The 23,451-nt window shown below is 38.3% G+C and carries 27 protein-coding genes; 26 read left to right on the top strand and 1 reads right to left on the bottom strand.

The features are described 5' to 3' along the window. Window positions 1-111 precede the first annotated feature (111 nt). From cpu_RS11745 to cpu_RS11725, 5 genes are all read left to right on the top strand, one after another. Window positions 112-1,638 carry an ABC transporter ATP-binding protein gene (locus tag cpu_RS11745; protein WP_075860163.1) on the top strand — a complete coding sequence of 509 codons (1,527 nt, stop codon included), beginning with the start codon at window positions 112-114 and terminating at the stop codon, window positions 1,636-1,638. Further along, window positions 1,635-2,744 carry an ABC transporter permease gene (locus cpu_RS11740; protein WP_075860162.1) on the top strand — a complete coding sequence of 370 codons (1,110 nt, stop codon included), beginning with the start codon at window positions 1,635-1,637 and terminating at the stop codon, window positions 2,742-2,744. The genes cpu_RS11745 and cpu_RS11740 overlap by 4 nt, the downstream gene beginning before the upstream one ends. A 2-nt stretch (window positions 2,745-2,746) precedes the next feature. Further along, window positions 2,747-3,664, top strand: coding sequence for an ABC transporter permease (locus cpu_RS11735; protein ID WP_088775907.1), 918 nt, complete (start codon window positions 2,747-2,749; stop codon window positions 3,662-3,664). A gap of 94 nt (window positions 3,665-3,758) precedes the next feature. Then, a complete protein-coding gene (locus cpu_RS14370; protein ID WP_075860161.1) occupies window positions 3,759-4,700 on the top strand; it encodes a lytic transglycosylase domain-containing protein in 942 nt (313 codons plus the stop codon). Continuing rightward, window positions 4,690-5,385, top strand: a complete 696-nt coding sequence (locus tag cpu_RS11725) for a pseudouridine synthase (RefSeq protein WP_200800682.1) — start codon at window positions 4,690-4,692, stop codon at window positions 5,383-5,385. The genes cpu_RS14370 and cpu_RS11725 overlap by 11 nt, the downstream gene beginning before the upstream one ends. Here the strand turns inward: cpu_RS11725 and cpu_RS11720 are convergent. Continuing rightward, complete coding sequence (locus cpu_RS11720) at window positions 5,382-5,624, bottom strand: hypothetical protein (RefSeq protein WP_075860159.1); 243 nt, start codon at window positions 5,622-5,624, stop codon at window positions 5,382-5,384. The two genes, cpu_RS11725 and cpu_RS11720, sit on opposite strands and share 4 nt — an antisense overlap. A gap of 179 nt (window positions 5,625-5,803) precedes the next feature. On the opposite strand from cpu_RS11720, the gene cpu_RS11715 reads away from it, so the two are divergent. The 21 genes from cpu_RS11715 to cpu_RS11615 all read left to right on the top strand — a co-directional run bounded on the left by cpu_RS11715 (window position 5,804) and on the right by cpu_RS11615 (window position 23,435). Then, a complete protein-coding gene (locus tag cpu_RS11715) occupies window positions 5,804-6,640 on the top strand; it encodes a DegV family protein (protein ID WP_075860158.1) in 837 nt (278 codons plus the stop codon). 13 nt (window positions 6,641-6,653) lie between these two features. After that, window positions 6,654-8,240 carry a DAK2 domain-containing protein gene (locus cpu_RS11710; protein ID WP_075860157.1) on the top strand — a complete coding sequence of 529 codons (1,587 nt, stop codon included), beginning with the start codon at window positions 6,654-6,656 and terminating at the stop codon, window positions 8,238-8,240. An 11-nt stretch (window positions 8,241-8,251) separates the two neighbouring features. After that, window positions 8,252-9,187 (top strand): selenium metabolism-associated LysR family transcriptional regulator, encoded by a 936-nt coding sequence (locus tag cpu_RS11705; RefSeq protein WP_075860156.1) that lies wholly within the window; start codon window positions 8,252-8,254, stop codon window positions 9,185-9,187. Continuing rightward, window positions 9,162-9,887 (top strand): NAD(+) synthase, encoded by a 726-nt coding sequence (gene nadE, locus cpu_RS11700; protein ID WP_075860155.1) that lies wholly within the window; start codon window positions 9,162-9,164, stop codon window positions 9,885-9,887. Before cpu_RS11705 ends, nadE begins: the two co-directional genes overlap by 26 nt. A 26-nt stretch (window positions 9,888-9,913) precedes the next feature. After that, on the top strand, window positions 9,914-10,648 hold the full coding sequence (locus cpu_RS11695; RefSeq protein ID WP_075860154.1) for a YebC/PmpR family DNA-binding transcriptional regulator: 735 nt from the start codon (window positions 9,914-9,916) through the stop codon (window positions 10,646-10,648). A gap of 48 nt (window positions 10,649-10,696) precedes the next feature. Next, window positions 10,697-11,176 (top strand): crossover junction endodeoxyribonuclease RuvC, encoded by a 480-nt coding sequence (gene ruvC, locus cpu_RS11690; protein WP_439951478.1) that lies wholly within the window; start codon window positions 10,697-10,699, stop codon window positions 11,174-11,176. Next, window positions 11,173-11,763 carry a Holliday junction branch migration protein RuvA gene (gene ruvA / locus cpu_RS11685; protein ID WP_075860152.1) on the top strand — a complete coding sequence of 197 codons (591 nt, stop codon included), beginning with the start codon at window positions 11,173-11,175 and terminating at the stop codon, window positions 11,761-11,763. The genes ruvC and ruvA overlap by 4 nt, the downstream gene beginning before the upstream one ends. 15 nt (window positions 11,764-11,778) lie before the next feature. Then, window positions 11,779-12,798 (top strand): Holliday junction branch migration DNA helicase RuvB, encoded by a 1,020-nt coding sequence (gene ruvB / locus cpu_RS11680; protein WP_075860151.1) that lies wholly within the window; start codon window positions 11,779-11,781, stop codon window positions 12,796-12,798. A gap of 10 nt (window positions 12,799-12,808) precedes the next feature. Then, complete coding sequence (locus cpu_RS11675; protein ID WP_075860150.1) at window positions 12,809-13,345, top strand: epoxyqueuosine reductase QueH; 537 nt, start codon at window positions 12,809-12,811, stop codon at window positions 13,343-13,345. A gap of 3 nt (window positions 13,346-13,348) precedes the next feature. Continuing rightward, on the top strand, window positions 13,349-13,564 hold the full coding sequence (locus cpu_RS11670) for a DUF2905 domain-containing protein (RefSeq protein WP_075860149.1): 216 nt from the start codon (window positions 13,349-13,351) through the stop codon (window positions 13,562-13,564). A gap of 52 nt (window positions 13,565-13,616) precedes the next feature. Next, window positions 13,617-14,258: an RNA polymerase sigma-I factor gene (sigI, locus tag cpu_RS11665; protein ID WP_075860148.1), complete on the top strand. Its 642-nt coding sequence runs from the start codon at window positions 13,617-13,619 to the stop codon at window positions 14,256-14,258. After that, entirely contained in the window at window positions 14,258-15,070 is an 813-nt protein-coding gene (locus cpu_RS14045; RefSeq protein WP_075860147.1) for an anti-sigma factor domain-containing protein, read from the top strand. The genes sigI and cpu_RS14045 overlap by 1 nt, the downstream gene beginning before the upstream one ends. After that, window positions 14,958-16,373 (top strand): SpoIID/LytB domain-containing protein, encoded by a 1,416-nt coding sequence (locus tag cpu_RS11655; RefSeq protein ID WP_143299320.1) that lies wholly within the window; start codon window positions 14,958-14,960, stop codon window positions 16,371-16,373. The genes cpu_RS14045 and cpu_RS11655 overlap by 113 nt, the downstream gene beginning before the upstream one ends. Window positions 16,374-16,382: 9 nt before the next feature. Beyond that, window positions 16,383-17,399 (top strand): tRNA preQ1(34) S-adenosylmethionine ribosyltransferase-isomerase QueA, encoded by a 1,017-nt coding sequence (gene queA / locus cpu_RS11650; protein ID WP_075860145.1) that lies wholly within the window; start codon window positions 16,383-16,385, stop codon window positions 17,397-17,399. 11 nt (window positions 17,400-17,410) lie between these two features. After that, a complete protein-coding gene (gene tgt / locus cpu_RS11645) occupies window positions 17,411-18,526 on the top strand; it encodes a tRNA guanosine(34) transglycosylase Tgt (RefSeq protein WP_075860144.1) in 1,116 nt (371 codons plus the stop codon). Window positions 18,527-18,579: 53 nt separating this feature from the next. Continuing rightward, window positions 18,580-18,858, top strand: a complete 279-nt coding sequence (gene yajC / locus cpu_RS11640) for a preprotein translocase subunit YajC (RefSeq protein WP_075860143.1) — start codon at window positions 18,580-18,582, stop codon at window positions 18,856-18,858. Window positions 18,859-18,879: 21 nt separating this feature from the next. Next, on the top strand, window positions 18,880-19,539 hold the full coding sequence (locus cpu_RS11635) for an HD domain-containing protein (protein ID WP_200800681.1): 660 nt from the start codon (window positions 18,880-18,882) through the stop codon (window positions 19,537-19,539). Between the two features lie 69 nt (window positions 19,540-19,608). Then, window positions 19,609-20,835 carry a protein translocase subunit SecD gene (gene secD / locus cpu_RS11630; RefSeq protein WP_075860142.1) on the top strand — a complete coding sequence of 409 codons (1,227 nt, stop codon included), beginning with the start codon at window positions 19,609-19,611 and terminating at the stop codon, window positions 20,833-20,835. Window positions 20,836-20,847: 12 nt separating this feature from the next. Further along, window positions 20,848-21,723, top strand: a complete 876-nt coding sequence (gene secF, locus cpu_RS11625) for a protein translocase subunit SecF (protein WP_075860141.1) — start codon at window positions 20,848-20,850, stop codon at window positions 21,721-21,723. A gap of 67 nt (window positions 21,724-21,790) precedes the next feature. Continuing rightward, window positions 21,791-22,066, top strand: a complete 276-nt coding sequence (locus cpu_RS11620) for an ACT domain-containing protein (RefSeq protein ID WP_075860140.1) — start codon at window positions 21,791-21,793, stop codon at window positions 22,064-22,066. Window positions 22,067-22,076: 10 nt separating this feature from the next. After that, window positions 22,077-23,435 carry a PFL family protein gene (locus tag cpu_RS11615; protein ID WP_075860139.1) on the top strand — a complete coding sequence of 453 codons (1,359 nt, stop codon included), beginning with the start codon at window positions 22,077-22,079 and terminating at the stop codon, window positions 23,433-23,435. The last annotated feature ends 16 nt before the right edge of the window (window positions 23,436-23,451 follow it).

The following is a 23,451-nucleotide window of genomic DNA, read 5'->3' as shown; positions in this document are numbered from 1 at the left end:
CTTTACAAAAAAGTTTGATGCCATTATACTAAGCGAGGGGGGGATGACAATAGTCATCTCCTCTTATAGTTTTATTGCCTTAATAGGAAAAACGAGGAAAGGGGAAATACGGTGGAAAAAGTTCTGGAATTAAAGGGTATTACCAAACGCTTCCCCGGGCTGGTTGCTAATGACAATATTTCTTTTGATGCTATTAAAGGAGAAGTTCATGCTTTAGTGGGAGAGAACGGCGCCGGAAAAAGTACCTTAATGAAGATTATAACTGGCCTTTACCAGCCGGATGAAGGTGAAATGTATTTAAAGGGACAAATTTTAAAACTTAGTGGGCCACGGGATGCGATAAAAAAAGGCATTGGGATGGTCCACCAGCATTTTATGCTAATTAGCCGGTTTAACGTGGTTCAAAACATTATCCTTGGTCATGAAAACAGTTCCGGTGGTATTATTGATTTTGTTAAAGCGCGGAAAAGAGTTGAAGAGCTGTGTGAATTATATGACTTTAAGTTGGACCTTGATGCTCCAGTGGGTGATTTATCGGTAGGGCATCAACAGCGGGTGGAAATTTTGAAAGTTCTTTACCGCGGAGCAGAAATATTAATTTTAGACGAACCAACAGCAGTTTTAACTCCCCAAGAAGTAAAAGAACTTTTTGTAAACCTTATAAAATTAAAACAAGAAGGTAAAACGATTTTATTTATAAGTCATAAGCTTGACGAAGTGTTAGAAATTTCTGATAGAATTACAGTATTGCGTCGAGGAAAAGTAATTGGTACGGTAAAGGCTTTTGAGACTAATAAAAAACAACTGGCAGAAATGATGGTTGGCCGTCCAGTATTATTTAGATTGGAAAAGCCGGAAGTTAGAGCTGGTGATACCATCTTAGAGGTAAAAAATTTAGAAGTTAAAGGTAGCTTAGATCGGCATCAGTTAAACAAGCTTAGCCTTGCTGTGCGGGCTGGTGAAATTTATGGAATAGCTGGGGTAGAAGGAAATGGCCAGCGGGAGCTGGTAGAAGCTATAATGGGACTTTTGCCTTATGACGGCGGGGAGATATTGATAAAGGGGAAAAGCAATAAAGGACTTGATACCAAAGCCATTAGAGAGATTGGTGTTGGTTATATTCCTGAAGACAGGCATCATCGGGGCTTAGTTTTACCAATGACCGTATGGGAAAATATGGTACTTGGATTAGAGCGAAATAAAGCTTATAGTACCTGGTGGAAATTATTCCGGGATAAAATTAAAGCTCTCACCAACCAAAAGGTTGAAGAATATGATATTCGCTTGGGTTCTATTGAGCTGGCTATTCGTAATCTCTCGGGGGGAAACCAACAAAAAGTAATTTTAGCCCGGGAATTAAGTTATGAACCTGACCTTATTATTGCAGCTCAGCCGGTGCGAGGCTTAGACATCGGGGCAATTGAGTTTGTGCACAAAAAGTTAATTGAAGCAAGAAACCATGGCAAAGCAGTATTATTAATCTCTGCGGACTTGGAAGAGGTGCTTTCTCTATCTGATCGGGTAGGAATTATGTACAATGGAGAAATTGTTAAAGAGTTTGTGCCGGGCGAATTAGAACTCGAGAAAATTGGTCAATACATGCTAGGGGCACATAAGGAAGCGGGGGTAGGTCAATGAATAAACGGGCAAAAATTATTTTACTACAGCTTTTGACTCCAGTTCTAGCGATACTGTTTGCTATTGCTTTAAGTTCGATCTTAATTGTAGCAATTGGGAAAAGCCCGCTGGAAGTATATCAAACGATGGTTGAATTTAGTCTTGGACGATCTGATAGTATTGGAGCTATTTTATTTAACGCAACACCCCTAATTTTTTCAGGTTTGGCAGTAGCCCTTAGTTTTAAAGTAGGACTTTTCAATATTGGTGTGGAAGGACAGTATTTCATTGGAGCCTTTTTTGCTGCTTTTGTGGGTTTTACGTTTACCGGACTTCCAGCTTTTATCCATTTACCTCTTGCAATTTTTGCGGCAATGCTTGGAGGAGTTTTATGGGCTCTGGTACCAATTTATTTAAAGATCCGGCGTGGTGTTCATGAAGTCATCAGTACTATAATGCTAAACTATATTGCCTATTCTTTAATTCACTATTTTATTGCGGACCTCTTTATGGACCGGAATCAAAAAGTGCCAGAAGGATTGGGTAGTCCTTTAATTCGAACTCCGCACTTTGCCGAATCAGCGTTAATGCCAAAACTCCATGGATTTTTAAGCTTTTTTGGTATCGATTTACCTAATTACGTTTATCTTAACTGGTTCTTTGTAATTGGTTTACTTTTAGCTGTTGGGATTTATTATTTACTTTGGCATACCCCCTTTGGCTATGAAATCCGAGCAGTAGGAAGTAATCCTAAGGCTTCTGAGGCTGCCGGAATAAATCCCAACAAAGTATATTTTAAAGGGTTTTTACTAAGTGGTGCAGTTGCAGGCTTAATTGGTCTTTCCCACCTCTTAAGCTTTTACGGATATATGGATTTGGACTTTCCGAAAAACTTTGGGTTTAATGGTATTGCCGTTGCTTTGATGGGTAACAACAACCCCTTTGGTATTATTTTAGCGGCCTTATTGTTTGGCTTTTTAAACCGCGGAGCAGAAGGTGTCCAAACTTTTATGGGGGTTCCTATGGAAACAATAGTTATCATGCAAGGAATAATTATATTAAGTGTTGTGGTTGCAGCTAATATTTTAGGAAGATACATTAAGAGATTAGAGAAGAAGGAGGCTTAATAATGGGCGATATTATGGAAATGTTAGCCTCGGCTCTTCGCATGACCATTCCTGTATTAATTACTGCCTTGGGAGCAATTTACTCGGAGCGAAGTGGTGTAACCAATATTGGTCTTGAAGGAATGATGATGACCGGTGCCTTTTGGGGAGCTTACGGTGCTTTACATTACGGCCCGGTAGGTGGTTTTTTACTGGCGATAGCAATGGGCATGCTGGTGGCTTTAATCCATGCGGTGGTTACAGTAACTTACCGGGTTGACCAAATTGTTTCGGGGGTGGCTATAAATATTCTTGCTTACGGTTTAGCAAGATTTTTCAGTATTGCTTTGTTTGGGATGGCAACTACCAGCCCCAGCGTTAATGGTTTGCCGAAAATCGATATACCCTTACTAAAAAACATTAATGCCTTAAAGCCAATTGCTACCGATATTTCTCCAATTATTATTCTTGGAATTCTCCTTGTTTTTATAACTTACTGGGTTTTGGAAAGGACAGTTTTTGGTTTACGCTTAAAAGCCGTTGGGGAAAATCCACTGGCTGCCGATACCCTGGGGGTAAAAGTTATCCCTTATCGCTATTTAGGAGTGATTATCAGTGGAGCTTTTGCTGGCCTTGCTGGGGCGTATCTTTCTATAGAACATACCCATATGTATGTAGAAGGGATGACCCAGGGCAAAGGTTTTATCGCTCTTGCTGCTATGATTTTTGGCAACTGGATGCCCTTTGGATCTTTTTGGGCCTCTTTCCTGTTTGGCTTTGCAGAAGCGATAAGTATGCGGGTTGTCCAAAGTAAAGTTATTCCCTACCAGTTCATAAAGATGATACCTTATCTTTTAACTTTATTAGTACTGGCAGGCGTAGTTAGAAAAGCACAACCCCCAGCTTCGGTAGGAATTCCATATTCCCGGGAAGGAGATTAAGGGTGTAGTTTCAAGCTACACCCTTTTTTTGCAGGAAAAGGCGTTCGCGAAAAAGAATTATTAAAGTAACACCTTAAATTGGGGGAGGAAAAGTTTGAAACCTTTAATGAACTTTCATATTCGGCAGCAAGCCATTACAATTGGACAAAATATTAGCAATTTATTCCTGAGATTAATTTTAATTAGTGGGGTTATTTTGTTATTTATAATTATATATCTGTATTTAATACCAACAAACTTGGAAGTAGCATTAATTTCAAAGGTAACAAGTTATAATCCTCCCTATAGTGTTACTTTAAAAGAATTTAAGCTAGACCGAAAAGCTACCTTTTCTTTTAAAAAAGAAAAATATTACGAATTTAAAGAAGGACTAAAAGATACCATTGCTTTTATTGGGCATGAACTTAGAAACTTTAAAGTAAAAGAAAAGGATAAAAAAGATATGAATATTTCGGCTGGTTACATCATTAAAAGCAATATTAGAAATTCACTGGTAGCTTTTGCTGATTTTTTAACAATACGAATTTATACCACCAGTGACCAGCAAAAAGTGGCTATTGGCCCTAAAAATTTTATTCAGTTTTTAGACCAAAAGCATAAAGTATTACGTTGGTCCCAATATATTTTCAAAGCGGCGGAATTATATAATCTAGATCCAGCATTAATTGCTGCAGTAATTGAGCAGGAATCGGGGGGCAATCCTAATGCTATAAGCCCTGCTGGGGCAATTGGGCTTATGCAGCTAATGCCTAGTACTGCTCGCGGCTTAGGGGTAAATCCTTATGATCCCGAGCAAAATATAATTGGTGGTGCTAAATATTTAGCTATTCAATATAAACGTTTTGGTGATTTACAGCTAGCATTAGCGGCATATAACGCTGGACCTGGGAATGTTTATAATAACAATTATCTATATATTTCTGAAACACAAAATTATTTGCGTAATGTTCCCAGACTTATGGAAAAGTACCGGGGCATTTTTGCTCAAGCAAAAGTTTTAGCTAAAGAGAAAAAGGGGGATCATAGTGCGGATTGATAAATTTTTAGCTCATATGGGATTTGGTACGCGAAAAGAAGTCCGAAAACTTCTTAAAGCTCAAAAGGTAGAGGTAAATGGTACCGTGGTAAAAGATCCCGCTTATAATTTTAATGAAAAGGAAGCTATCGTTAAAGTAAAAGGGGTGGAAATAACTTACAAACCTTTTGTTTACTTTATGTTAAATAAGCCCCAGGGGTACGTCTCGGCTACGATAGATAAATATTACCCAACGGTGGTAGAGTTAATACCTTTTCATCGCGAAATCTTTCCTGTGGGAAGGCTTGATGTAGATACTGAAGGGCTAATGATTTTAACTGATGATGGTAAGCTAGCCCATCATTTAACCTCTCCGAAAAAAGAAGTGGAAAAAGAATATTATTTTGAATTAGACCAGCCTTTAGAAGAAATGGATTTTGAAAAAATAAAAACCGGGATCAGGCTTGATGATGGTTACCTTACCAAACCTGCCCGGCTTTTAGGTAAAGGAGGGGAAAAAAAAGGTACAATTATTCTTACAGAAGGGAAATATCATCAAGTAAAAAGAATGTTTCAGGCCTTAGGGAAACGGGTAGTGTATTTAAAAAGATTAAGAATAGGAGGATTAACTTTAGATAGTGAGCTTTTACCTGGTGAATACCGGGAATTAACTCCGGAAGAAATTGAGCTTTTAAAAAAGGTTTAGCTAATTTTTTGGCTTAACATTTCCTGTTTTGCCCGCCGGTTTTGCATTTCCTCGGCATAATCTGAGGCAATTAAATAAAGATTTACCCAGAGATCGTGTTCGTTGCTTTTACCTTCAAACTCCCGGGCAATTTCTTTAAATTTTTTATTGACCCGGTCTTTAAAAGAGGAAAACTCTACCAAAAGTTCAATTACATCTTTTTGGCCAAAGGTTGTTCCCTCTCTTACCAGTTTTACCATATAATAACACCTCCCCTAATATCATAACAAAAAAATGCTAAAATAGTAAGGGTGAATTAATGTCGGATTATAAAAAAAGTTGAATTAATTTATAACTTTGATTAAAATTTTTATGTAGTATAAAAAATCTTTATTGTTTTAAAAAAAATTGGAATAATTGTGTGAAAGAGGGGAATTTAATGAATAAAACTTTTATTGTTGCTGACTCAATTGGCTATTTAACCCCGGATTATATGGAAGAAAATAAGGAAATTCTAGAAATTGTACCGCTTACAGCCCATATCGGACAATATGATTTTATCGACAGCTTAACGGAAATTAAAAGGTATTATGAAGTTTTAATGAGTACAAAAGAACGACCTACTACCTCTCAACCACCTTCCTCAGCTTTTAAAAAAATTTTTGAGGAAAAGTTAAAATTAGGGTATGAGATTGTATGTATTACGATTTCTTCGAGATTTAGCGGCACCTATAATAGTGCTTTAGCCGCAGCTAATGAGTTAGATGGACGAAAAATATACGTTTTGGATTCAAAAGCAATTGTAGGGGCTCAAACGTACATGATAAAATATGCGGTGCAAAAGGCTCGGGAGGGGGAAGAAGCGTTAAAAATTTATCAGGAGCTCAGAAGTATAGTTCCCCGAATGAAACTTTATTTTGTTCCCGATAGTTTGGAGTTTTTACATCGGGGTGGACGAATTGGAGGTGCGGCGGCACTTTTTGGAAGTATATTACAAATAAAACCGGTTCTTACTATGGTAGATGGGGCTATCGAGGTTGTGGAAAAGATAAGGACATTTAATAAAGCCTTTGAAAAGTTATATGATTTGATCCCTTCTGATGCTTTATGGGCAGGAGTAGTTGAATTTTATGCTCGTGATGCAGCGATTAAAATGCAAAATAAACTTAAAGAAAAATTAGGCCGGGACGACATTGAAATCCATTCAGTTGGACCAGTTATCGCAAGCCATATTGGGCCTGGTGCCCTTGGTACAGTTTACTTAGCAAAAGATTAAGGAGTGGTTTGTTTTGGAAAAGTTAAATGGAATAGATTATGCAAAAATGATAATAGCAGCTGCTACTACTCTTGAACAAAATAAAGAAAAATTAAATCAGTTAAATGTATTTCCGGTTCCCGATGGCGATACTGGAACAAATTTGGCTGCAACAATGCGAATAGCCGCGGAAAAAATAAGTCAGGTAAAAGATGACCATTTAGGGAAAGTAGCTGATCTTGCAGCCCAGGGAGCATTATTTGGAGCAAGGGGGAATTCGGGGGTTATCCTTTCCCAGGTTTTAAGAGGTTTTGCCCGGGGCTTTAAAAATAAGCGAGAAGCAGGAGTTGCAGAGCTATCTAAAGCTTTTCAATACGGGGTAGTTTATGCTTACCGGGCAGTTGCCCAGCCGGTGGAAGGAACAATCCTAACTGTGCTAAGGGAAATTGGTAAAGGTTTTAGAAAAAATATCCGAAGTAAAAACAATATTGTGGAGCTTATTGAAGAAGCTATCCAATACGGAGAGATGGCCTTAGCTAAAACGCCAGAACTATTACCAGCTTTAAAAAAAGCCGGTGTGGTTGATTCCGGAGGTATGGGTTTAGTGCTATTTTTACAGGGCAGTTTAGCTGGCCTTAGGGGAGAAAATCTGGTATTAAATCCGGCAACTACCAATTTAACGTCCAAAGCTGAAAGCATACCTTTAAAGGAAGAGGTTAGCTTAGACTACATCTATTGCACAGAGTTTATAATTAAGGGAGAGAAATTATTTTTAGATAAAATTCGCCAAGAATTAAATGATATCGGAGGCTCACTAATTGTTGCTGGTGATGAAAATACGGTTAAAGTTCATGTTCATACCAATCACCCGGGAGAGGCATTAGAATTAGGGTTACGCTGGGGACTTATTTATAATATTAAGATCGATAACATGTTAGAACAAAGTCAAAGTAGGCAAAATGCGTTGAAGAAACTTGGCACGGTAGCGGTATCTCCTGGTGAGGGGTTTAGCGAGATTTTTAAACAATTGGGAATTGATGAGATTATTGAAGGTGGACAAACTAATCCTTCGGTTGCTGCCATTGTAGATGCTATAAACCGTGTTCCTGCGGAAAATGTTTTAGTTTTTCCTAATAATAAAAATATTATTTTAGCAGCGGAGCAAGCTAAAAATCTTACTAATAAAAATGTATTTATCGTAAAAACTAAAAATCCAGCGCAAACTGTAACGGCTTTTTTGTATTTTAATGAAGAGGCGCGTCCTGAGGAATTGGTATCTAAGATGGAAGAACATATCCAAGACTTAAAAGTTATAGAAATAACTTTTGCTGTTCGGGATGTTCAGTTTGGTGACCTTATGATTAAGAATGGTGAATATATTGCAATTTTTAACGGGGATATTGTTGATGCGGATAAAGATTTGCTTTCGGTTGCCCTAAGAGCAACTGCAAAGGTGGTTACCGTTGATTCCGGTTTAATTTCTATCTTTACCGGAGAAGAAGTGGCAAAAGAAATAGTTGATGAGCTGGTTTTACAGTTGCAGGAAAAATATGAAAACTGTGATGTAGAGATATTTTTTGGGGGGCAAAAGAATTATCCCTTTTATATTGCTGTGGAATAGTGGGGGATTGGATGAAAACAGAGTATTTTAAAACGTTTATTACCGTAGTAAATGAAAAAAGCTTGAGTAAAGCTGGAAAAATATTGAATTTAACCCAACCGGCAATTACTAAGCATTTGCAGTCTTTAGAGGAACATTATAATACAATTTTATTAGAAAGAAACGTCAAGGGAATAAAACTAACGGAAGATGGTACACTTTTATATAAATATGCTCAGGAGCTTCTAAGTATCCTCGAAGAAGCAGAACAAAATATTTCAGGAAACAAAGAAAATCCCAAAGGTATTTTAAACATAGGTGCCAGCAATATTCCTGGGCAGTACCTTTTACCTTTAATCTTGGGTAAATATAGCAAATTGTATCCACAGGTAAAAGTAAATTTGGAAATTAGTGATACTGGTGAGGTAGTGGCTAAAATCTTAGAGGGAGTATATGATGTAGGAGCGGTAGGGTCAGAAATTAAAAATCCCCGCCTTGAGTTTATCCCTTTTTATCGGGATGAATTGGTTTTTATTTTACCCGCAAATCACCCCCTTTCCCAAAAGGAAGTATTGGAACCAGAGGATTTGTTAAAGGTGCCACTTATTTGGCGAGAAAGAGGTTCAGGAACAAGAATGTTTTTGGAAAAAGTCCTTAAAAATTTTGGGATTCAAGAAAAAAAGCTTAATATTGTAATGGAATTGGGAAGCAATCAAGCAGTATTAACGGCGGTGGAAGGCGGGCTTGGGGGAGCTTTTTGTTCGGAAATTGCCATTAGAAATGCAAAAAAACTTGGGTTGATATCGGCACATAGAATTGATGGTTTGGGTTTTCAAAGAGATTTATATCTGATATATTTAAAAAGAAAAAAACAACATCCTTTAATTAACAGCTTTATTAACTTAACTGTTTCAGAATTTACTAATTGGGGGGCGAAAAATAATGAATTGGCAGGAAAAAACCGATAAACTTGTTAAGTGGTTAAAACAAAAAGCTGCTGAAGCCAACGCTAAGGGGCTTCTCGTAGGGGTATCCGGTGGGGTTGATTCGGCGGTAGTGGCTGCTCTCATTAAAAAAGCTTTTCCTGAGGACAGTTTAGGGATTATTATGCCGTGCTTTAGCAATCCCCAAGATGAAGAAGATGCCCGTCTGGTAGTAAAGCACTTAAATCTTAGACATATTATTGTAAGTCTGGATGAAACCTATACGGCTTTTGTTAATAGCCAAAATAAAGCATTTAAGCATGAGCCAAATAAAATTGCTCTAGCAAACATTAAACCTCGACTTCGAATGGCAACTCTTTACTATTGGGCAGCTAATTTTAATTATTTGGTGGTTGGAACAGGAAACAGAACGGAACTAGAGATAGGTTATTTCACCAAATGGGGTGATGGTGGTGTTGACCTTTTACCCATAGGAGGTCTTACAAAAACCGAAGTTTGGGAATTTGCCCGTTTTCTTGGTCTTCCGGACAGAATAATTACAAAGGCTCCTTCGGCGGGCTTATGGGAAGGGCAAACCGATGAAGGAGAGATGGGTTATAGGTATAAAGATATTGACCGTTACTTATTAACAGGAGAAGGCCCAGCGGAAATAGAAAATTATGTAAAAGTGATGCAAATAAAATCCCAACATAAAAAGAATATGCCTGAGATTCCAATGTTGTAATGGGATGAGGAGGTAGGAGGTACTTTATGGCTGGTCATTCAAAGTGGGCCAACATTAAACATCGAAAAGAAAAAATGGACTCGGTTAGAGGAAAAATTTTTACAAAACTTGCTAGAGAAATAATGGTTGCTGCTAGATTAGGAGGAGGAGACCCGGAAGCAAATCCCCGGCTAAAAGCTGCCATTGCCAGGGCTAGAGAAGCAAATATTCCCAATGAAAATATTCAAAGAGCTATTTTAAAAGGGACAGGCGAATTGGGTGCTGAAAATTATGAAGAGGTCTTTTATGAAGGTTATGGTCCCGGAGGAGTGGCCATTTTATTAAAGATTATGACAGATAATCGTAATCGTACTGCGGGGGAGATTCGACACCTATTTTCAAAACATGGTGGCAATATGGGAGAAGCAGGGAGTGTTCAGTGGATTTTTGAAGAAAAAGGATATATTACTGTCTTAAAAGAAGAAAACCCGGGAGTTACAGAAGAAGAACTGCTTTTAATGGTCTTAGAAGCTGGTGCCGAGGACTTAAAAGATGATGGGGAGCAATTTGAAATTATTACGTCTCCTGAATCTTTTGAAAACGTAAAAGAAGCTTTAATAAGCTCTAACATCAAAACAAGTGTGGCGGAAATAACCATGCTACCTAAAACAACGGTACCGGTTTCGGGGGACGATGCCCAAAAACTTTTAAAACTTTTAGACCTTTTTGAAGACCATGACGATGTTCAAGAAGTCTACGCCAATTTTGAGTTAGTGGACTAAATAGTAATAAAAAGAGCCGCAAAGGCTCTTATTTCGCTTTTGGAGGTAATGATGAAAATTATTGGTATAGACCCCGGAACAGCATTAATGGGTGTAGGGATACTAGAAAAAGTTGGTAACAAATTAAAGGTGATATCTTATGAGGCTATTTCTACCCCAAAAATAACAAAAGAGCAAAGATTAAAATTGATATTTCAAAATTTAAACTCCATAATAACCAAAGAACAGCCGGAGTTAGTAGCAGTTGAAGAGTTATTTTTTAGTAAAAATGTTAAAACTGCTATTTCCGTAGGGGAAGCCCGTGGGGTTGCCTTGCTGGTTGCGGCCCTAAATAACTTACCGGTAATAGAAATAAAACCGGTGGAAGTGAAAAATATTGTTACCGGTTATGGCCATGCCCCTAAATTTCAGGTCGAGTATATGATAACAAAGCTTTTGGGGTTAAAAGAACCACCCAAACCGGATGATGTGGCCGATGCTCTGGCGATAGCTTATGCCGGATTAATAAAATTGGGGGGATCTGTTTGATTGCGGTTTTAAGGGGAAAAGTAATAGGAAAATTAGGAGATGCTGTTATTTTAGAAACTAATGGGATTGGGTTTAAAGTTACGGTTTTAGGGCGAGAAATAAATAAATTATTTTTAAATTCCGAGGCAGTTTTATTTACCTCGTTGCTAATAAGAGAAGATGGATGGTTTCTCTATGGCTTTGAAGATGAAGAAACGAGACAGCTTTTTGATTTGCTCTTAAGTGTTTCCGGTATAGGGCCAAAAGCGGCGTTAGCAATATTAAACGAATTTCGACCAAGTGAACTTAAGCAGATTATCGCCACAAAGAACGAAAAGGCGTTAACACGGGTGTCTGGAATTGGCCAAAAAAATGCCCAGCGTCTTTTTCTTGAGCTAAAAGATAAAATAGAGGGGGTTGTAACTACAGGGGATTATTTTGAGGAAGAAAACGATTTTGCGGATATCTGGAATGATGTTCAGCAAGGGCTTATAAATCTTGGGGTTTCGGCAGCCGAGGCTAGAGAACTAATCCGCAAAGTTGATAAAAAAGGAATTAAAACCCCAGAAGAAGGCCTTGCTTTTGCTTTAAAATTCCTAAATAAATAGAAAACAGGTGAGAAAATGGAAGAAAGAATCGTTTCGGGTTTTGAACTGGTGGAGGATGAAAACGAGTTTAGTTTAAGGCCACGAAAATTAAGTGAATATATTGGGCAAAAAAAAGTAAAAGAAACCCTTTCCATTTTTATTGAAGCAGCAAAAAAGCGGAATGAAGCCTTAGACCATGTTCTTCTATTTGGCCCTCCTGGATTAGGGAAAACTACTTTAGCAACAATAATTGCCAATGAGCTAGAAGTAAACATAAAGGTAACTTCAGGACCAGCCATTGAACGTCCAGGAGATTTGGCCGCCCTTTTAACTAATCTTGGGGAGAAAGATGTGTTATTTATTGACGAAATTCATCGTTTGCCAAGGATTGTTGAAGAAGTATTGTATTCGGCTATGGAAGATTACGCCTTGGATGTCATGTTAGGTAAGGGCCCTGGAGCCCGAAGTTTAAGATTAAATTTACCAAAATTTACTTTAGTGGGGGCAACCACTCGAGCCGGACTTTTGACTTCTCCCTTACGCGACCGTTTTGGCCTGGTGCATCGCTTGGAATTTTATACAGTAGAAGAATTAATGTTAATTATAAATCGTTCGGCAGCCCTTTTAAGGGTGGAAATTACCCCTGAAGGTAGTGAGGAAATTGCAAAACGTTCGAGGGGGACACCGCGGATTGCTAATAGACTTTTAAAAAGGGTTAGAGATTACGCTGAAGTCCGTGGGAAGGGCATTATTACTAAAGAAATTGCTCAAGCGGCTTTAAACCTCTTAGAAATTGATGAATTAGGGCTTGATCCTACCGACCGGTTAATTTTAAAAACAATGATTGAAAAATATCAAGGGGGACCGGTGGGAATAGAAGCACTTTCCGCCTCACTTGCAGAAGAAACGACTACTATTGAAGATGTTTATGAACCTTTTTTATTGCAAATTGGCTTTATAAAAAGAACGCCAAGAGGTAGAATAGTTACCAAACTTGCCTATGAACACTTAGGCATTCCATATAATAAAAACGAGGCAGAACAAACCCTTTGGTAGAGGTGAAACTATGGATCTTTTACTTCATATCTGCTGTGCCCCTTGTAGTATTTATCCCATAGAACGTTTAAAAGAACGGGGTTATCACATAACAGGATATTTCTATAATCCTAATATCCATCCTTATCAGGAGTTTAAAAGACGCCGCGAAACTTTAAAGCAATATGCTGCCCTTATAGATTTAGAAGTAATTTATGAAAACGAGTATCCTCTCGTTGAATTTCTCACGGGGAGTTTAAACTATCCAGGCTTTCGTTGTGACTACTGCTATGAAATCCGGCTTGATAAAAGTTTTCAAAAGGCAAAAAGTTTAGGTATTAAGAATGTGTCAACAACCCTGTTAGTAAGTCCTTATCAGAAACACGACCGTATCAAGGAAATTGGTTTTAACCTAGCCTCAAAATACGGACTTAACTTTATTTATGAAGATTTTCGGCCAGGATACCGTGCTGCATACCAAAAAGCAAAGGAACTGGAATTATATCGGCAACCTTATTGTGGTTGTATTTTTAGCGAAAAAGAAAGATACTACAAGGAAGGGAAGTAAGCAATGGGAGAAATTGGTAAATTTCTCATGTTAATCGGGGTAATTTTAATTATCACCGGTTTTTTCTTTTTTGTTGGGGAGAAACTTTTGCCCCTGGGGCGCTTACCGGGGGATATCTTAATTCGGAAAGGAAATTTTACGTTCTTTTTTCCGCTGGCTAGTTCTATTTTGCTGAGTATTTTATTAACAATAATTCTTAATCTTCTTTTCCGCCGTTAAGGCCCCCTTAAAAATTATTGTTGGCTACGAATAAGTTATTGGGGGCTTAAGTATGCAAGAATTTAATGCCGATAACAGGGAAAGTTACGATGCTTTAATTTTACAACATGAGAAGCTAATATTTAAAATTGCAGCAAGGCTTACCGGGAGATTTATTACTAAATCGGATGACGAGTACAGCATTGGTCTTTTGGCTTTACATGAAGCTAGCCAAAATTATATTAAAACAAAAGGTGCTGATTTTGAGAGTTTTGCTGCAAAAGTAGTACGGCGGAGGTTAATTGATTATTATCGCCAAAATAACCGCTTATCACAAAATTATCCATTAGATGAAAATTTACTTTCTTCTCAGGATTTCTTTGCTGAAGTAGATATGCGTCTGGAAATTGAAGAATATAAAAAGTTATTAAAAAAATTTAACATAACCTTTAAGGACCTTGTCAAAATCTCACCCAAACATAAAGACAGTCGTCAAAAGATAATTTCCTTGGCGCAAAGAATTTCCGAAGATGATGAAATTACTCAACATTTAGTAAAAACGGGAAAGCTATCTTTGCAAATTATTACTACTCGCTATGGGGTAAATATTAAAACTTTAGAAAAGTACCGGAAGTACCTGGTGGCTATCGTCTTAATGTATTGGGGAAAGTTTACGAGTTTACAAGCTTATCTTGGCCAGGGTGGTGAGGAGTAATGGGCCGGGGTGTTGTGATAGAAAAAATTAGTAAAAATAAATACTTGGTCTTAACTGAGGGTAAATTCTGCCAATTAAAGTTAAAGGGTGATTTCAATGTCGGGGATAAGGTAATAATCCCTGCTAAATTTTCTGGAACCTTATGGGTGAAGATTGCAGCATTGGCTGCAGCCTTATTACTGTTTTTTACTCCGGTCTACCTCACTTACGCCAAAGAGCGAGAAGTGGTAGCTTATTTGACAATAGGAGGCAAAGATGGGGTAAAAATTGGCGTAAATAGAAAGGAGAAAGTCGTGAAAGTTTTACCCCTTAATCCCAAAAACAATAAATACATTTTAGAGCTAAAAGGCCAGACTGTGGAAAAAGCTATTGAAAAAGTTAGTTCCGAATTAGGTGGGGATGTAAGATTCGAAATTTTACCCGGGAAAAAGTTTAACACAAAAAAGTACCAAAATTTCCTTCAAAAAAATAAAATAGACAAACAATCAAAACAAAATACTCCAAAAGAAAAGGGAACACCTCCAAAAGAGAAGGAAGATAAACAAAAAAATGCAGGTTCAAATAGCTTTAAAGAAAGCGTAAAAAATGTTAAAATAAACAACAAAATAATGAAAAATCAAGGAAGTGAGCCAAGTGGGGGAAGGAGCGAAAAGAGTGCGGAAAAAAATAATAGTAGTATTGGTAGGATTTTTAATTTTAATGCTAAGTCCACTCCCAGGGAATCTAAGCTTAGCGGGGGAACCGATAAAAGTAAGGGTGCTACTAAAAGATTTACCCAAGACCGAGAGCCAAAAAGTAAAGTTAACCGGTAATTACTTACTTTACGATGGTAATACTTTAGTAAATAATGTAGCAGCATTAATAAATCAAGATCCCGACCAAACTATTTTAACGATAAAGTTAAAAACGGTAGATATACCGGCAAGTCTTACCGAATACTGGATTGAGTTATATAAAAATAATGACCCCAATCCCTTTTTTGTTACCAAAAACACGGTAATTTTGCAGGCGTATAGTGATAGTACGGGAAATTTCAATTTAACGCCTGAGCGGTCCTACCCGCAACGTTTAGAACGCTATCGAGGGGATTTAATTCTTATTCCTAAACCTACAGGAATACGTCTTATAAATAGACTATCACTGGAAAAATATTTGTATGGAGTAGTTCCTAATGAAGTGTCTGCTTACTGGCCTACGGAGGCTATAAAAGCCCAAATCCTGGCTGCTAGAACTTATGCTTACAGTCACCGAAATCCTAATTCGGAGTTTGACTTATATTCCGACCAACGGAGTCAAGTATATGAAGGCTTAAGTAGTGAGTTTACATCGGTAAATGCTTTAGTTGACCAAACTGCCGGAGAAATAATAACTTATAATGGTGGAGCAATCTCGGCCCTTTTTCATTCCAGTAATGGAGGATATATTGAATCAAACGCAACGATTTATGGTACTTCTGAATATCCTTATCTAAAAGCTAAGAAAGATATATACGACGATGAAGCCGCTGACCTCTTAAAAGCTAGAGGTTCTAGTAGCTATAATGTTATCCGGTGGACTAAAGAGTATACAGCTTTGGAATTGCAACAGCAATTAGAAAAAAATGGATATGGTGTTGGGGCGATAAAAGAAGTAAAGGTTACAAAAGCTGCCGCTACAGGACGGGCTATGGAAGTAACTGTAATAGGAGAAAAGGGCAGTAAAATATTAAAATATGACGGAACCATTAGAAAAGCTTTGGGTTTAAATAGCTCCCGGTTTACGGTAAAAGTTTCTGATAAAAAGGATGAAACCAAGTTTATCCCTTTGAATTCCAGTGAGCAAGCAACGGTTTATGCAATTACTGGCGATGGCGAGAAAAGGGAAGTGGACAAACAGGATTTAAACGTTATTGGTGCCGATGGAATTGCCATGGAAAATGGAGGAGCTGGTTATACTATAGTTGAAGAAATTCCTCAAAAATATACCTTTATTGGTCAGGGATGGGGCCATGGGTTGGGTATGTCCCAGTGGGGAGCCTGGGCTATGGCGCAAAAAACCTCTAAACATGATCCCTTTGACTATAAGGATATAATAAAATATTATTATACTGGAGTAGAAATTACCAAGAAGTATTAGAGGTGAAAAATGGAGCTAAAAGATTTTGATTACTATTTACCTGAAGAATTGATCGCGCAAACTCCTTTAGCCCAGAGAGATGAATCAAGGCTTATGGTTTTACGGCGCCAGACTGGTGAAATTGAACATGATGTTTTTAAAAATATAAAAAGATATTTGCGACCCGGCGATCTTTTAGTTTTAAATAAAACGAGAGTTATTCCTGCCCGGCTTTTTGGGGTACGAGAACAGGGAGGAGAAGTGGAAATCCTTTTAATTAAAAGGCTTGGCATCACCGAGTGGGAGGTCCTGGTGAGACCCGGAAGGCGTGCCCGGGTTGGCACCAGGCTTATTTTTGCACCAAATATTTTAGAAGGAGAAATTATTGCCCAGACGGAAGTGGGGCGGATTATTAAATTTAGTTTTCAGGGAGTTTTTGAAGATGTTCTAAATAAGCTGGGAGAAACTCCCCTTCCTCCGTACATTAAAGAAAAGTTATCAGATCCGGAAAGATACCAGACCGTTTATGCTAAAGAACCGGGTTCAGCTGCTGCTCCTACGGCGGGCTTACATTTCACCAAAGAATTAATGGCTGATTTAAAAGATCATGGGGTGGAAATTACCGAGGTTTTGCTGCATGTTGGGCTGGGGACTTTTAAGCCGGTGAAGACGGAAAATATTTTAGAACACAAAATGCACGAAGAGTATTATGAAGTGGAGCAAGAAGCGGCTAATAAAATAAATAAAGCTAAAGACGAGGGGAGACGAATAATTGCAGTGGGAACTACCGTGGTGCGGGTTCTCGAAAGTGTGGCCAAGGATGGACAAGTTATTCCCTCCAAAGGCTATACCGATATTTTTATTTATCCCGGCTTTCAATTTCAGATAATTGATGGTTTAATTACCAACTTTCATTTACCCAAGTCAACTTTAATTATGCTTGTTTCTGCTTTTGCCGGTCGGGAAAAGGTGCTAAAAGCCTACGAAACTGCGGTAAATTTACGTTATCGCTTTTTTAGCTTTGGTGACGCAATGTTGATACTCTAAGGAGGAGTAACATGTTTTCTTTTAAGGTTCTTAAAAAAGACCCCAAGACCCGGGCGCGGCTTGGGCTATTAAAAACTTTTCACAATGCCGTGGAAACTCCGGTTTTTATGCCTGTTGGTACTTTAGCTACCGTTAAAACCATGAGCCCGGAGGAGTTAAAAGAATTAGGTGCAGAAATTATCCTATCCAATACCTATCATTTATATTTAAGGCCGGGAGAACAATTAATCGCTAAAGCCGGCGGTTTACATAAATTTATGAATTGGGACCGGGCAATTTTAACAGATTCGGGAGGATTTCAAGTTTTTAGTCTAGGACCTTTACGGACCATTACCGAAGAAGGGGTTACATTTAAATCCCATATCGATGGCAGTACCCATTTTATGAGTCCCGAAAAGGCTGTAAAAATTCAAGAAGCCCTGGGTTCGGATATAGCTATGGTTTTTGATGAGTGTGCCCCTTATCCTGCTGATTATAGTTACGCCAGAGAAGCTATGCTTCGTACCCACCGCTGGGCAAAAAGGTGTAAGGAAGTTCACCAAAGAGAAGATCAAGTCCAGTTTGGTATTATTCAAGGAAGTACTTATGCCGATTTAAGGGTGGAAAGCGCTAAGTATTTAACCGAACTTGATTTTCCGGGTTATGCTATTGGGGGGTTAAGCGTTGGAGAGCCTAAACCCTTGATGTATGAAATGTTAGAAGTGCTAGAACCTCACTTGCCTGCGGATAAACCCCGCTACTTAATGGGGGTGGGCTCACCGGATGCTTTAATTGAAGGGGTAATCCGGGGGATAGATATGTTTGATTGTGTCTTACCTACCCGCATTGCGCGGAATGGGACGGTATTTACCAAATATGGTAAGCTTGTGGTACGAAATGCCATTTTCAAGGAAGATTTTCGTCCTATTGAGGAAGATTGTCAGTGCTATACCTGTCGAAACTATAGCCGGGCTTATATTCGCCATCTTTTACATAACGATGAAGTGCTGGGAATTCGACTTACTACCATTCACAATTTACACTTTTTAATAAATCTTATGCGGGAAATTAAAAAAGCAATTCGGGAAGATAGATTACTATCCTTTGCCTGGGAATTTTTACAGAACTATGAGCAGGGAAAAGAATAATTAAGTCGAATATAAATTTAGATGTTTTTTATACTAAAAAGGGAGGTTTTAAAATGACCAGTAAAATTTTCACACCACAAGTTGTAACAATTATTTATCTTGTAGTCTTTTTTTTAATTGTTTATTTTTTAATGATTCGGCCACAAAATCAAAGGCAAAAACAGCATCAGGAGTTTTTAAAGGCCCTAAAAGTGGATGATAAGGTGATAACTGTTGGAGGTTTAATTGGTGACGTAATGAAGATTAAAGATAAAACTGTAATTCTTCGTCTTTCCGATAATGTTAAAGTGGAAGTATTAAAGTCAGCGCTTACTGGACCTTATAAAGAATAAAAACTACAGGGTGGTGGCTCTGTGCTGACCTTGGATAGGGTGAAAAAGGATCCAATGGTAGAAGCCTTTATCAAGAAAAGCAATGAGCATCTAGGGACTCTGGGTTTTACTGAACATGGCTTTAGGCATTTAGGTCTTGTCTCCTCCATAGCTAAAAATATATTGGACCGCCTTGGTTATCCTGAGCGGGAAGGAGAACTGGCGGCTATAGCTGGATACCTTCACGATATCGGAAATGCTATTAATCGCCAGGAACACGGATTAACTGGAGCTTTGCTTGCCTCGCAAATTTTAGAGCGGCTTGGCATGGATTATGAGGAAATAGCAGTAGTTATTTCAGCAATTGGCAATCACGAAGAACAATATGGCCAACCCGTAAATAACGTGGCGGCTGCCCTAATTTTAGCTGATAAGTCGGATGTTCACCGCTCTAGAGTTAGAAACCCCGATCCTGCTACTTATGATATTCATGACCGGGTAAACTCGGCGGTTGAGCATTCTTTTGTTTGGGTGAATGAACAAAAGCGGACAATTACGTTAGAATTGGTAATTAATACAAATATATGTCCGGTTATGGAGTATTTTGAGATATTTTTAACCCGGATGATCTTATGCCGCAAGGCGGCGGAATTTTTAAAGTGTCAGTTTGAATTGGTGATAAATGGCACAAGATTGCTTTAAAAAATTGACAATAATATTCATTTAAAAGTATAATAGCTTTGTTAATGCCAACGGAGGAGGAATAAGGTAGTGAGATTAGGGAAATTTACCATCTTTAGTGGAGTACTTATTTTCATCTTAATTCTTGGCTGGTACATGTTTTTAGGCTTTGGACCGGTTAAGCCCTTAGTAAAATACACCACTTTGGGGCTTGATTTACAGGGTGGTGTTCACGTTGTCTTTCAGGCGAAAGAACTTCCAGGAAGTCCGGTAAATGATAAAACGATGCAAAGCACTATCTCGATCATCGAAACCAGGGTTAATGAACTGGGTATTTCAGAACCTATAATTCAAAAACAAGGGAAAGACCGTATTATTGTGGAAATTGCTGGCTATAAAAACCCCGAAGAAGCGGTTAGAACTTTAATTAAACCGGCGGTTTTGGAATTTAAATCCCCGGAAGGTGAGCTGGTAGTATCCGGCAAAGATCTTAAAGATGCTATTGAATCGAAGGATCCCAATACTGGACTTGCTGAAGTTGACTTGACCTTTAATGCCGATGGAACTAAAAAATTTGGTGATTTTACCAGTAAAAATGTTGGTAGAAACTTAGGGATTTATCTTGATGGTAAGCTCTTACAAAATCCTGTTATTCAGGAGCCAATTACTAACGGTAAAGCAAGAATTACTGGGTATAAAGATCTCAATGAAGCCCACAGGATTGCGGTGTTATTACGTTCTGGAGCTTTGCCCTTAAAACTTGAAATTTTGGAAAAGAAAGTGGTAGGGCCAACTCTTGGGGCTGATTCCTTAAGGCGTTCGGTGAAAGCTAGTATAATTGGGGTAATAGCTATCTTTCTTTTTATGATTTTGTATTATCGTTTTCCCGGTTTTATTGCCGACTTTTCCTTAATATTATATGCAACAATCGTTTTAGGGGTAATGATAGCCCTTAAAGCAACTTTAACCTTACCGGGTATCGCTGGCTTTGTTTTATCCATGGGTATGGCCGTTGATGCTAATATTTTAATATTTGAAAGGTTAAAAGAAGAACTGAGAATGGGTAAAACTTTAAGGTCAGCCATTGATTCCGGTTTTAAAAGAGCTTTTTTAACAGTCTTTGACTCTAATGCTACCACCCTTATTGCCGCCGTTATTCTTTACTTTTTGGGGACAGGACCTGTTCGGGGCTTTGCGGTGACTCTTAGTATCGGTATTCTGGCCAGCTTTTTTACTGCTATTACCTTCACTCGTTGGCTCTTGTTCTTAGCAGCTGATTCTAAAGTAGTGAAAAATCCCAAGCTTTACGGGGCATAAGGGGGGAAGAAAATGTTTCACATTATTAAAAATAGGAAGTACTGGTATATTATTTCGCTTTTAATTATTATCCCGGGAATAATTTCTTTGTTTCTTCAAGGACTTAACTGGGGCATTGACTTTACCGGTGGTACAATATTAGAAGTTAAGTTTGCCAAAGATGTTCAATCTCAGGATATTAGGAGTATCATAACCCAAAAGGGAATAAAAGTAAGTTCCATTCAACAAACCAGTGAAGGAAATTATCTTATTAGAACTGAGGAATTAGATACTGCCAAACGGGACTTACTGGTTAAGGCCCTAGAAAATAATCTGGGTAAAATGGATGTTTTGCGGGAAGATAGGATAGGTGGCATTGTAAGTAGGGAACTTTTACAAAAAGCTTTGCTGGCTCTTTTGATTTCTTCAGTTTTAATGCTTATATATATTACCTTTCGCTTTGAGTTTTATTTTGGTGTTGCGGCCATTATTGCTCTTTTACACGACGTTTTTGTCACAATTGGGATTTTCTCTATTTTTCAATGGGAAGTTGACAGCAGCTTTGTGGCGGCAATCTTAACCATTATTGGTTATTCAATTAATGATACTATAGTGATTTTTGACCGTATCCGGGAAAACCTTAAGTATCGGGAAAAAGGCGAAGCTCTAGAAGACTTAATTAACAAAAGCTTGTGGCAAACAATGACGCGTTCAATCAATACGGTGATGACGGTAATTTTTGTTTTAGTTGCGTTATTATTGTTTGGAGGCTCCAGCATAAAAGTATTTGTTACGGCAATGTTAATTGGGGTAACCAGTGGAGCTTATTCCTCGATTTTTAATGCAAGTCCGGTCTGGTTTGATTTAAAGAGGATGAGTTCTAAAGGGGATAATGCAAAAAAGCAATAAAACGAGGTTAATGCCTCGTTTTTTTTTAAATTAACTAGCGAAAAACTACTGAAAGGGGATGTGAAAATTGCAGGAAAAAGCTTTAATAACCGTTATTGGGGAAGATCGGGTGGGCATTATTGCCAGGATTGCTACTCTTTTAGCACAGGCCGATGTTAACATTTTGGATATCAGCCAGACCATTACCGGAGGGCTATTTACAATGATCATGATGGTTGATATAACCAATTGTAAAATTGAGTTTGAAGAATTAAAAAAATTGCTAAAGGAAGTTGGGCAGGAGCTCAAATTAAACATAGAAATACAACATGAAAATATTTTCCGGGCAATGCATCGTTTGTAGGAGGGATAAGATGTTTAACTTTGGTGAAATATTAGAAACGCTAAAGATGATTCAGGAGGAGAATCTTGATATCCGGACAATTACCCTGGGAGTGAGCCTTCTTGATTGTGTTGACGGTAGTTTAGAAAAAACTTGTGAAAATATTAAGCGGAAAATTAAAGCAAAAGGACAACATTTAGTGGAAACAGCAAAAAAATTAGAGGTAAAGTATGGCATTCCAATAGTTAATGCTCGAGTTTCAGTAACTCCAATTTCTCTCTTGGCAGGGAGCTTTGATGAAGAGGGGACTCTTAAAATTGGTTATGCGTTAGAAGAAGTGGCGGAAGAAATAGGGGTTAATTTTATCGGAGGCTTTTCTGCTCTTGTCCATAAGGGCTTTACCAAAGGGGATTTAAATGTCTTTAAAACTATTCCCCGGGTGCTTTCGGAAACTGAACGGGTTTGTGCTTCAATTAACGTGGCAACTACAAAAGCCGGTATTAATATGGATGGAATAAACTATGCAGCCAAGATAATCAAGGAAACGGCGGAGTTAACTCGAGAAAAAGATGGCTTGGGATGTGCTAAAATTGTTGTTTTTGCCAATGCTCCTGAGGATAATCCCTTTATGGCGGGAGCATTTCATGGAATTGGGGAAGCGGAATATGTAGTTAACGTTGGAGTAAGTGGCCCTGGTGTTGTAAAAAGGGTTGTAGAAAAAATGCCGCAAGCGGATTTAGAAGAATTGGCTAACGAAGTCAAAAAAACCTCTTTTAAAATCACCAGGGTTGGGGAATTAATTGGCAAAGAAGCAGCTAAATTGTTAGATGTAAAATTTGGAATAGTGGATTTGTCCCTGGCGCCTACTCCGGCAATGGGAGATAGTGTTGCAGAAATTATTGAAGCAATGGGCTTGGAATATTGTGGGGCTCCAGGAACTACTGCTGCTTTAATGATGTTAACCGACGCGGTGAAAAAAGGTGGAGCAATGGCTTCGTCTATGGTTGGAGGTTTATCAGGCGCATTTATACCGGTAAGCGAAGATATGGGCATGGTACGGGCCGTAGAAGTGGGGGCTTTAAACCTGGAAAAATTAGAAGCAATGACTGCAGTATGCTCGGTTGGTCTTGATATGATAGCAATTCCCGGGGATACACCCGAAACTACCATTGCCGGGATAATTGCCGATGAAATAAGTATTGGGGTAATTAATGGTAAGACTACAGCGGTGCGGATTATCCCGGTTCCTGGTAAAAAAGCTGGGGAATACGTAGAGTTTGGTGGCTTGCTTGGGCGTACGGTTATTATGGAGGTAAGTTGTTTTGGAAGTCAAAAGTTTGTCTTACGGGGTGGGCGTATTCCGGCACCAATCCAAAGTTTAAGAAATTGATGATTTGGCTATAATA

Source organism: Carboxydothermus pertinax (assembly GCF_001950255.1).
GTDB lineage: Bacteria > Bacillota > Z-2901 > Carboxydothermales > Carboxydothermaceae > Carboxydothermus > Carboxydothermus pertinax.
The sequence above is the reverse complement of the archived record's forward strand: the minus strand, read 5'-3'. Positions and strand labels throughout refer to the sequence as shown.

What these genes read in the sequence shown, in the direction of transcription:
- sigI (WP_075860148.1), top strand. Translation starts at nt 13,617, where the DNA reads ATGCAAGAATTTAATGCCGATAACAGGGAAAGTTACGATGCTTTAATT.
- cpu_RS11655 (WP_143299320.1), top strand. Translation starts at nt 14,958, where the DNA reads ATGCTAAGTCCACTCCCAGGGAATCTAAGCTTAGCGGGGGAACCGATA.
- ruvC (WP_439951478.1), top strand. Translation starts at nt 10,697, where the DNA reads ATGATGAAAATTATTGGTATAGACCCCGGAACAGCATTAATGGGTGTA.
- cpu_RS14045 (WP_075860147.1), top strand. Translation starts at nt 14,258, where the DNA reads ATGGGCCGGGGTGTTGTGATAGAAAAAATTAGTAAAAATAAATACTTG.
- cpu_RS11715 (WP_075860158.1), top strand. Translation starts at nt 5,804, where the DNA reads ATGAATAAAACTTTTATTGTTGCTGACTCAATTGGCTATTTAACCCCG.
- cpu_RS11670 (WP_075860149.1), top strand. Translation starts at nt 13,349, where the DNA reads ATGGGAGAAATTGGTAAATTTCTCATGTTAATCGGGGTAATTTTAATT.
- secF (WP_075860141.1), top strand. Translation starts at nt 20,848, where the DNA reads ATGTTTCACATTATTAAAAATAGGAAGTACTGGTATATTATTTCGCTT.
- yajC (WP_075860143.1), top strand. Translation starts at nt 18,580, where the DNA reads ATGACCAGTAAAATTTTCACACCACAAGTTGTAACAATTATTTATCTT.
- cpu_RS11735 (WP_088775907.1), top strand. Translation starts at nt 2,747, where the DNA reads ATGGGCGATATTATGGAAATGTTAGCCTCGGCTCTTCGCATGACCATT.
- ruvB (WP_075860151.1), top strand. Translation starts at nt 11,779, where the DNA reads ATGGAAGAAAGAATCGTTTCGGGTTTTGAACTGGTGGAGGATGAAAAC.
- nadE (WP_075860155.1), top strand. Translation starts at nt 9,162, where the DNA reads ATGAATTGGCAGGAAAAAACCGATAAACTTGTTAAGTGGTTAAAACAA.
- cpu_RS11705 (WP_075860156.1), top strand. Translation starts at nt 8,252, where the DNA reads ATGAAAACAGAGTATTTTAAAACGTTTATTACCGTAGTAAATGAAAAA.
- tgt (WP_075860144.1), top strand. Translation starts at nt 17,411, where the DNA reads ATGTTTTCTTTTAAGGTTCTTAAAAAAGACCCCAAGACCCGGGCGCGG.
- cpu_RS11615 (WP_075860139.1), top strand. Translation starts at nt 22,077, where the DNA reads ATGTTTAACTTTGGTGAAATATTAGAAACGCTAAAGATGATTCAGGAG.
- cpu_RS11675 (WP_075860150.1), top strand. Translation starts at nt 12,809, where the DNA reads ATGGATCTTTTACTTCATATCTGCTGTGCCCCTTGTAGTATTTATCCC.
- queA (WP_075860145.1), top strand. Translation starts at nt 16,383, where the DNA reads ATGGAGCTAAAAGATTTTGATTACTATTTACCTGAAGAATTGATCGCG.
- cpu_RS11740 (WP_075860162.1), top strand. Translation starts at nt 1,635, where the DNA reads ATGAATAAACGGGCAAAAATTATTTTACTACAGCTTTTGACTCCAGTT.
- cpu_RS11695 (WP_075860154.1), top strand. Translation starts at nt 9,914, where the DNA reads ATGGCTGGTCATTCAAAGTGGGCCAACATTAAACATCGAAAAGAAAAA.
- cpu_RS11720 (WP_075860159.1), bottom strand. Translation starts at nt 5,624, where the DNA reads ATGGTAAAACTGGTAAGAGAGGGAACAACCTTTGGCCAAAAAGATGTA.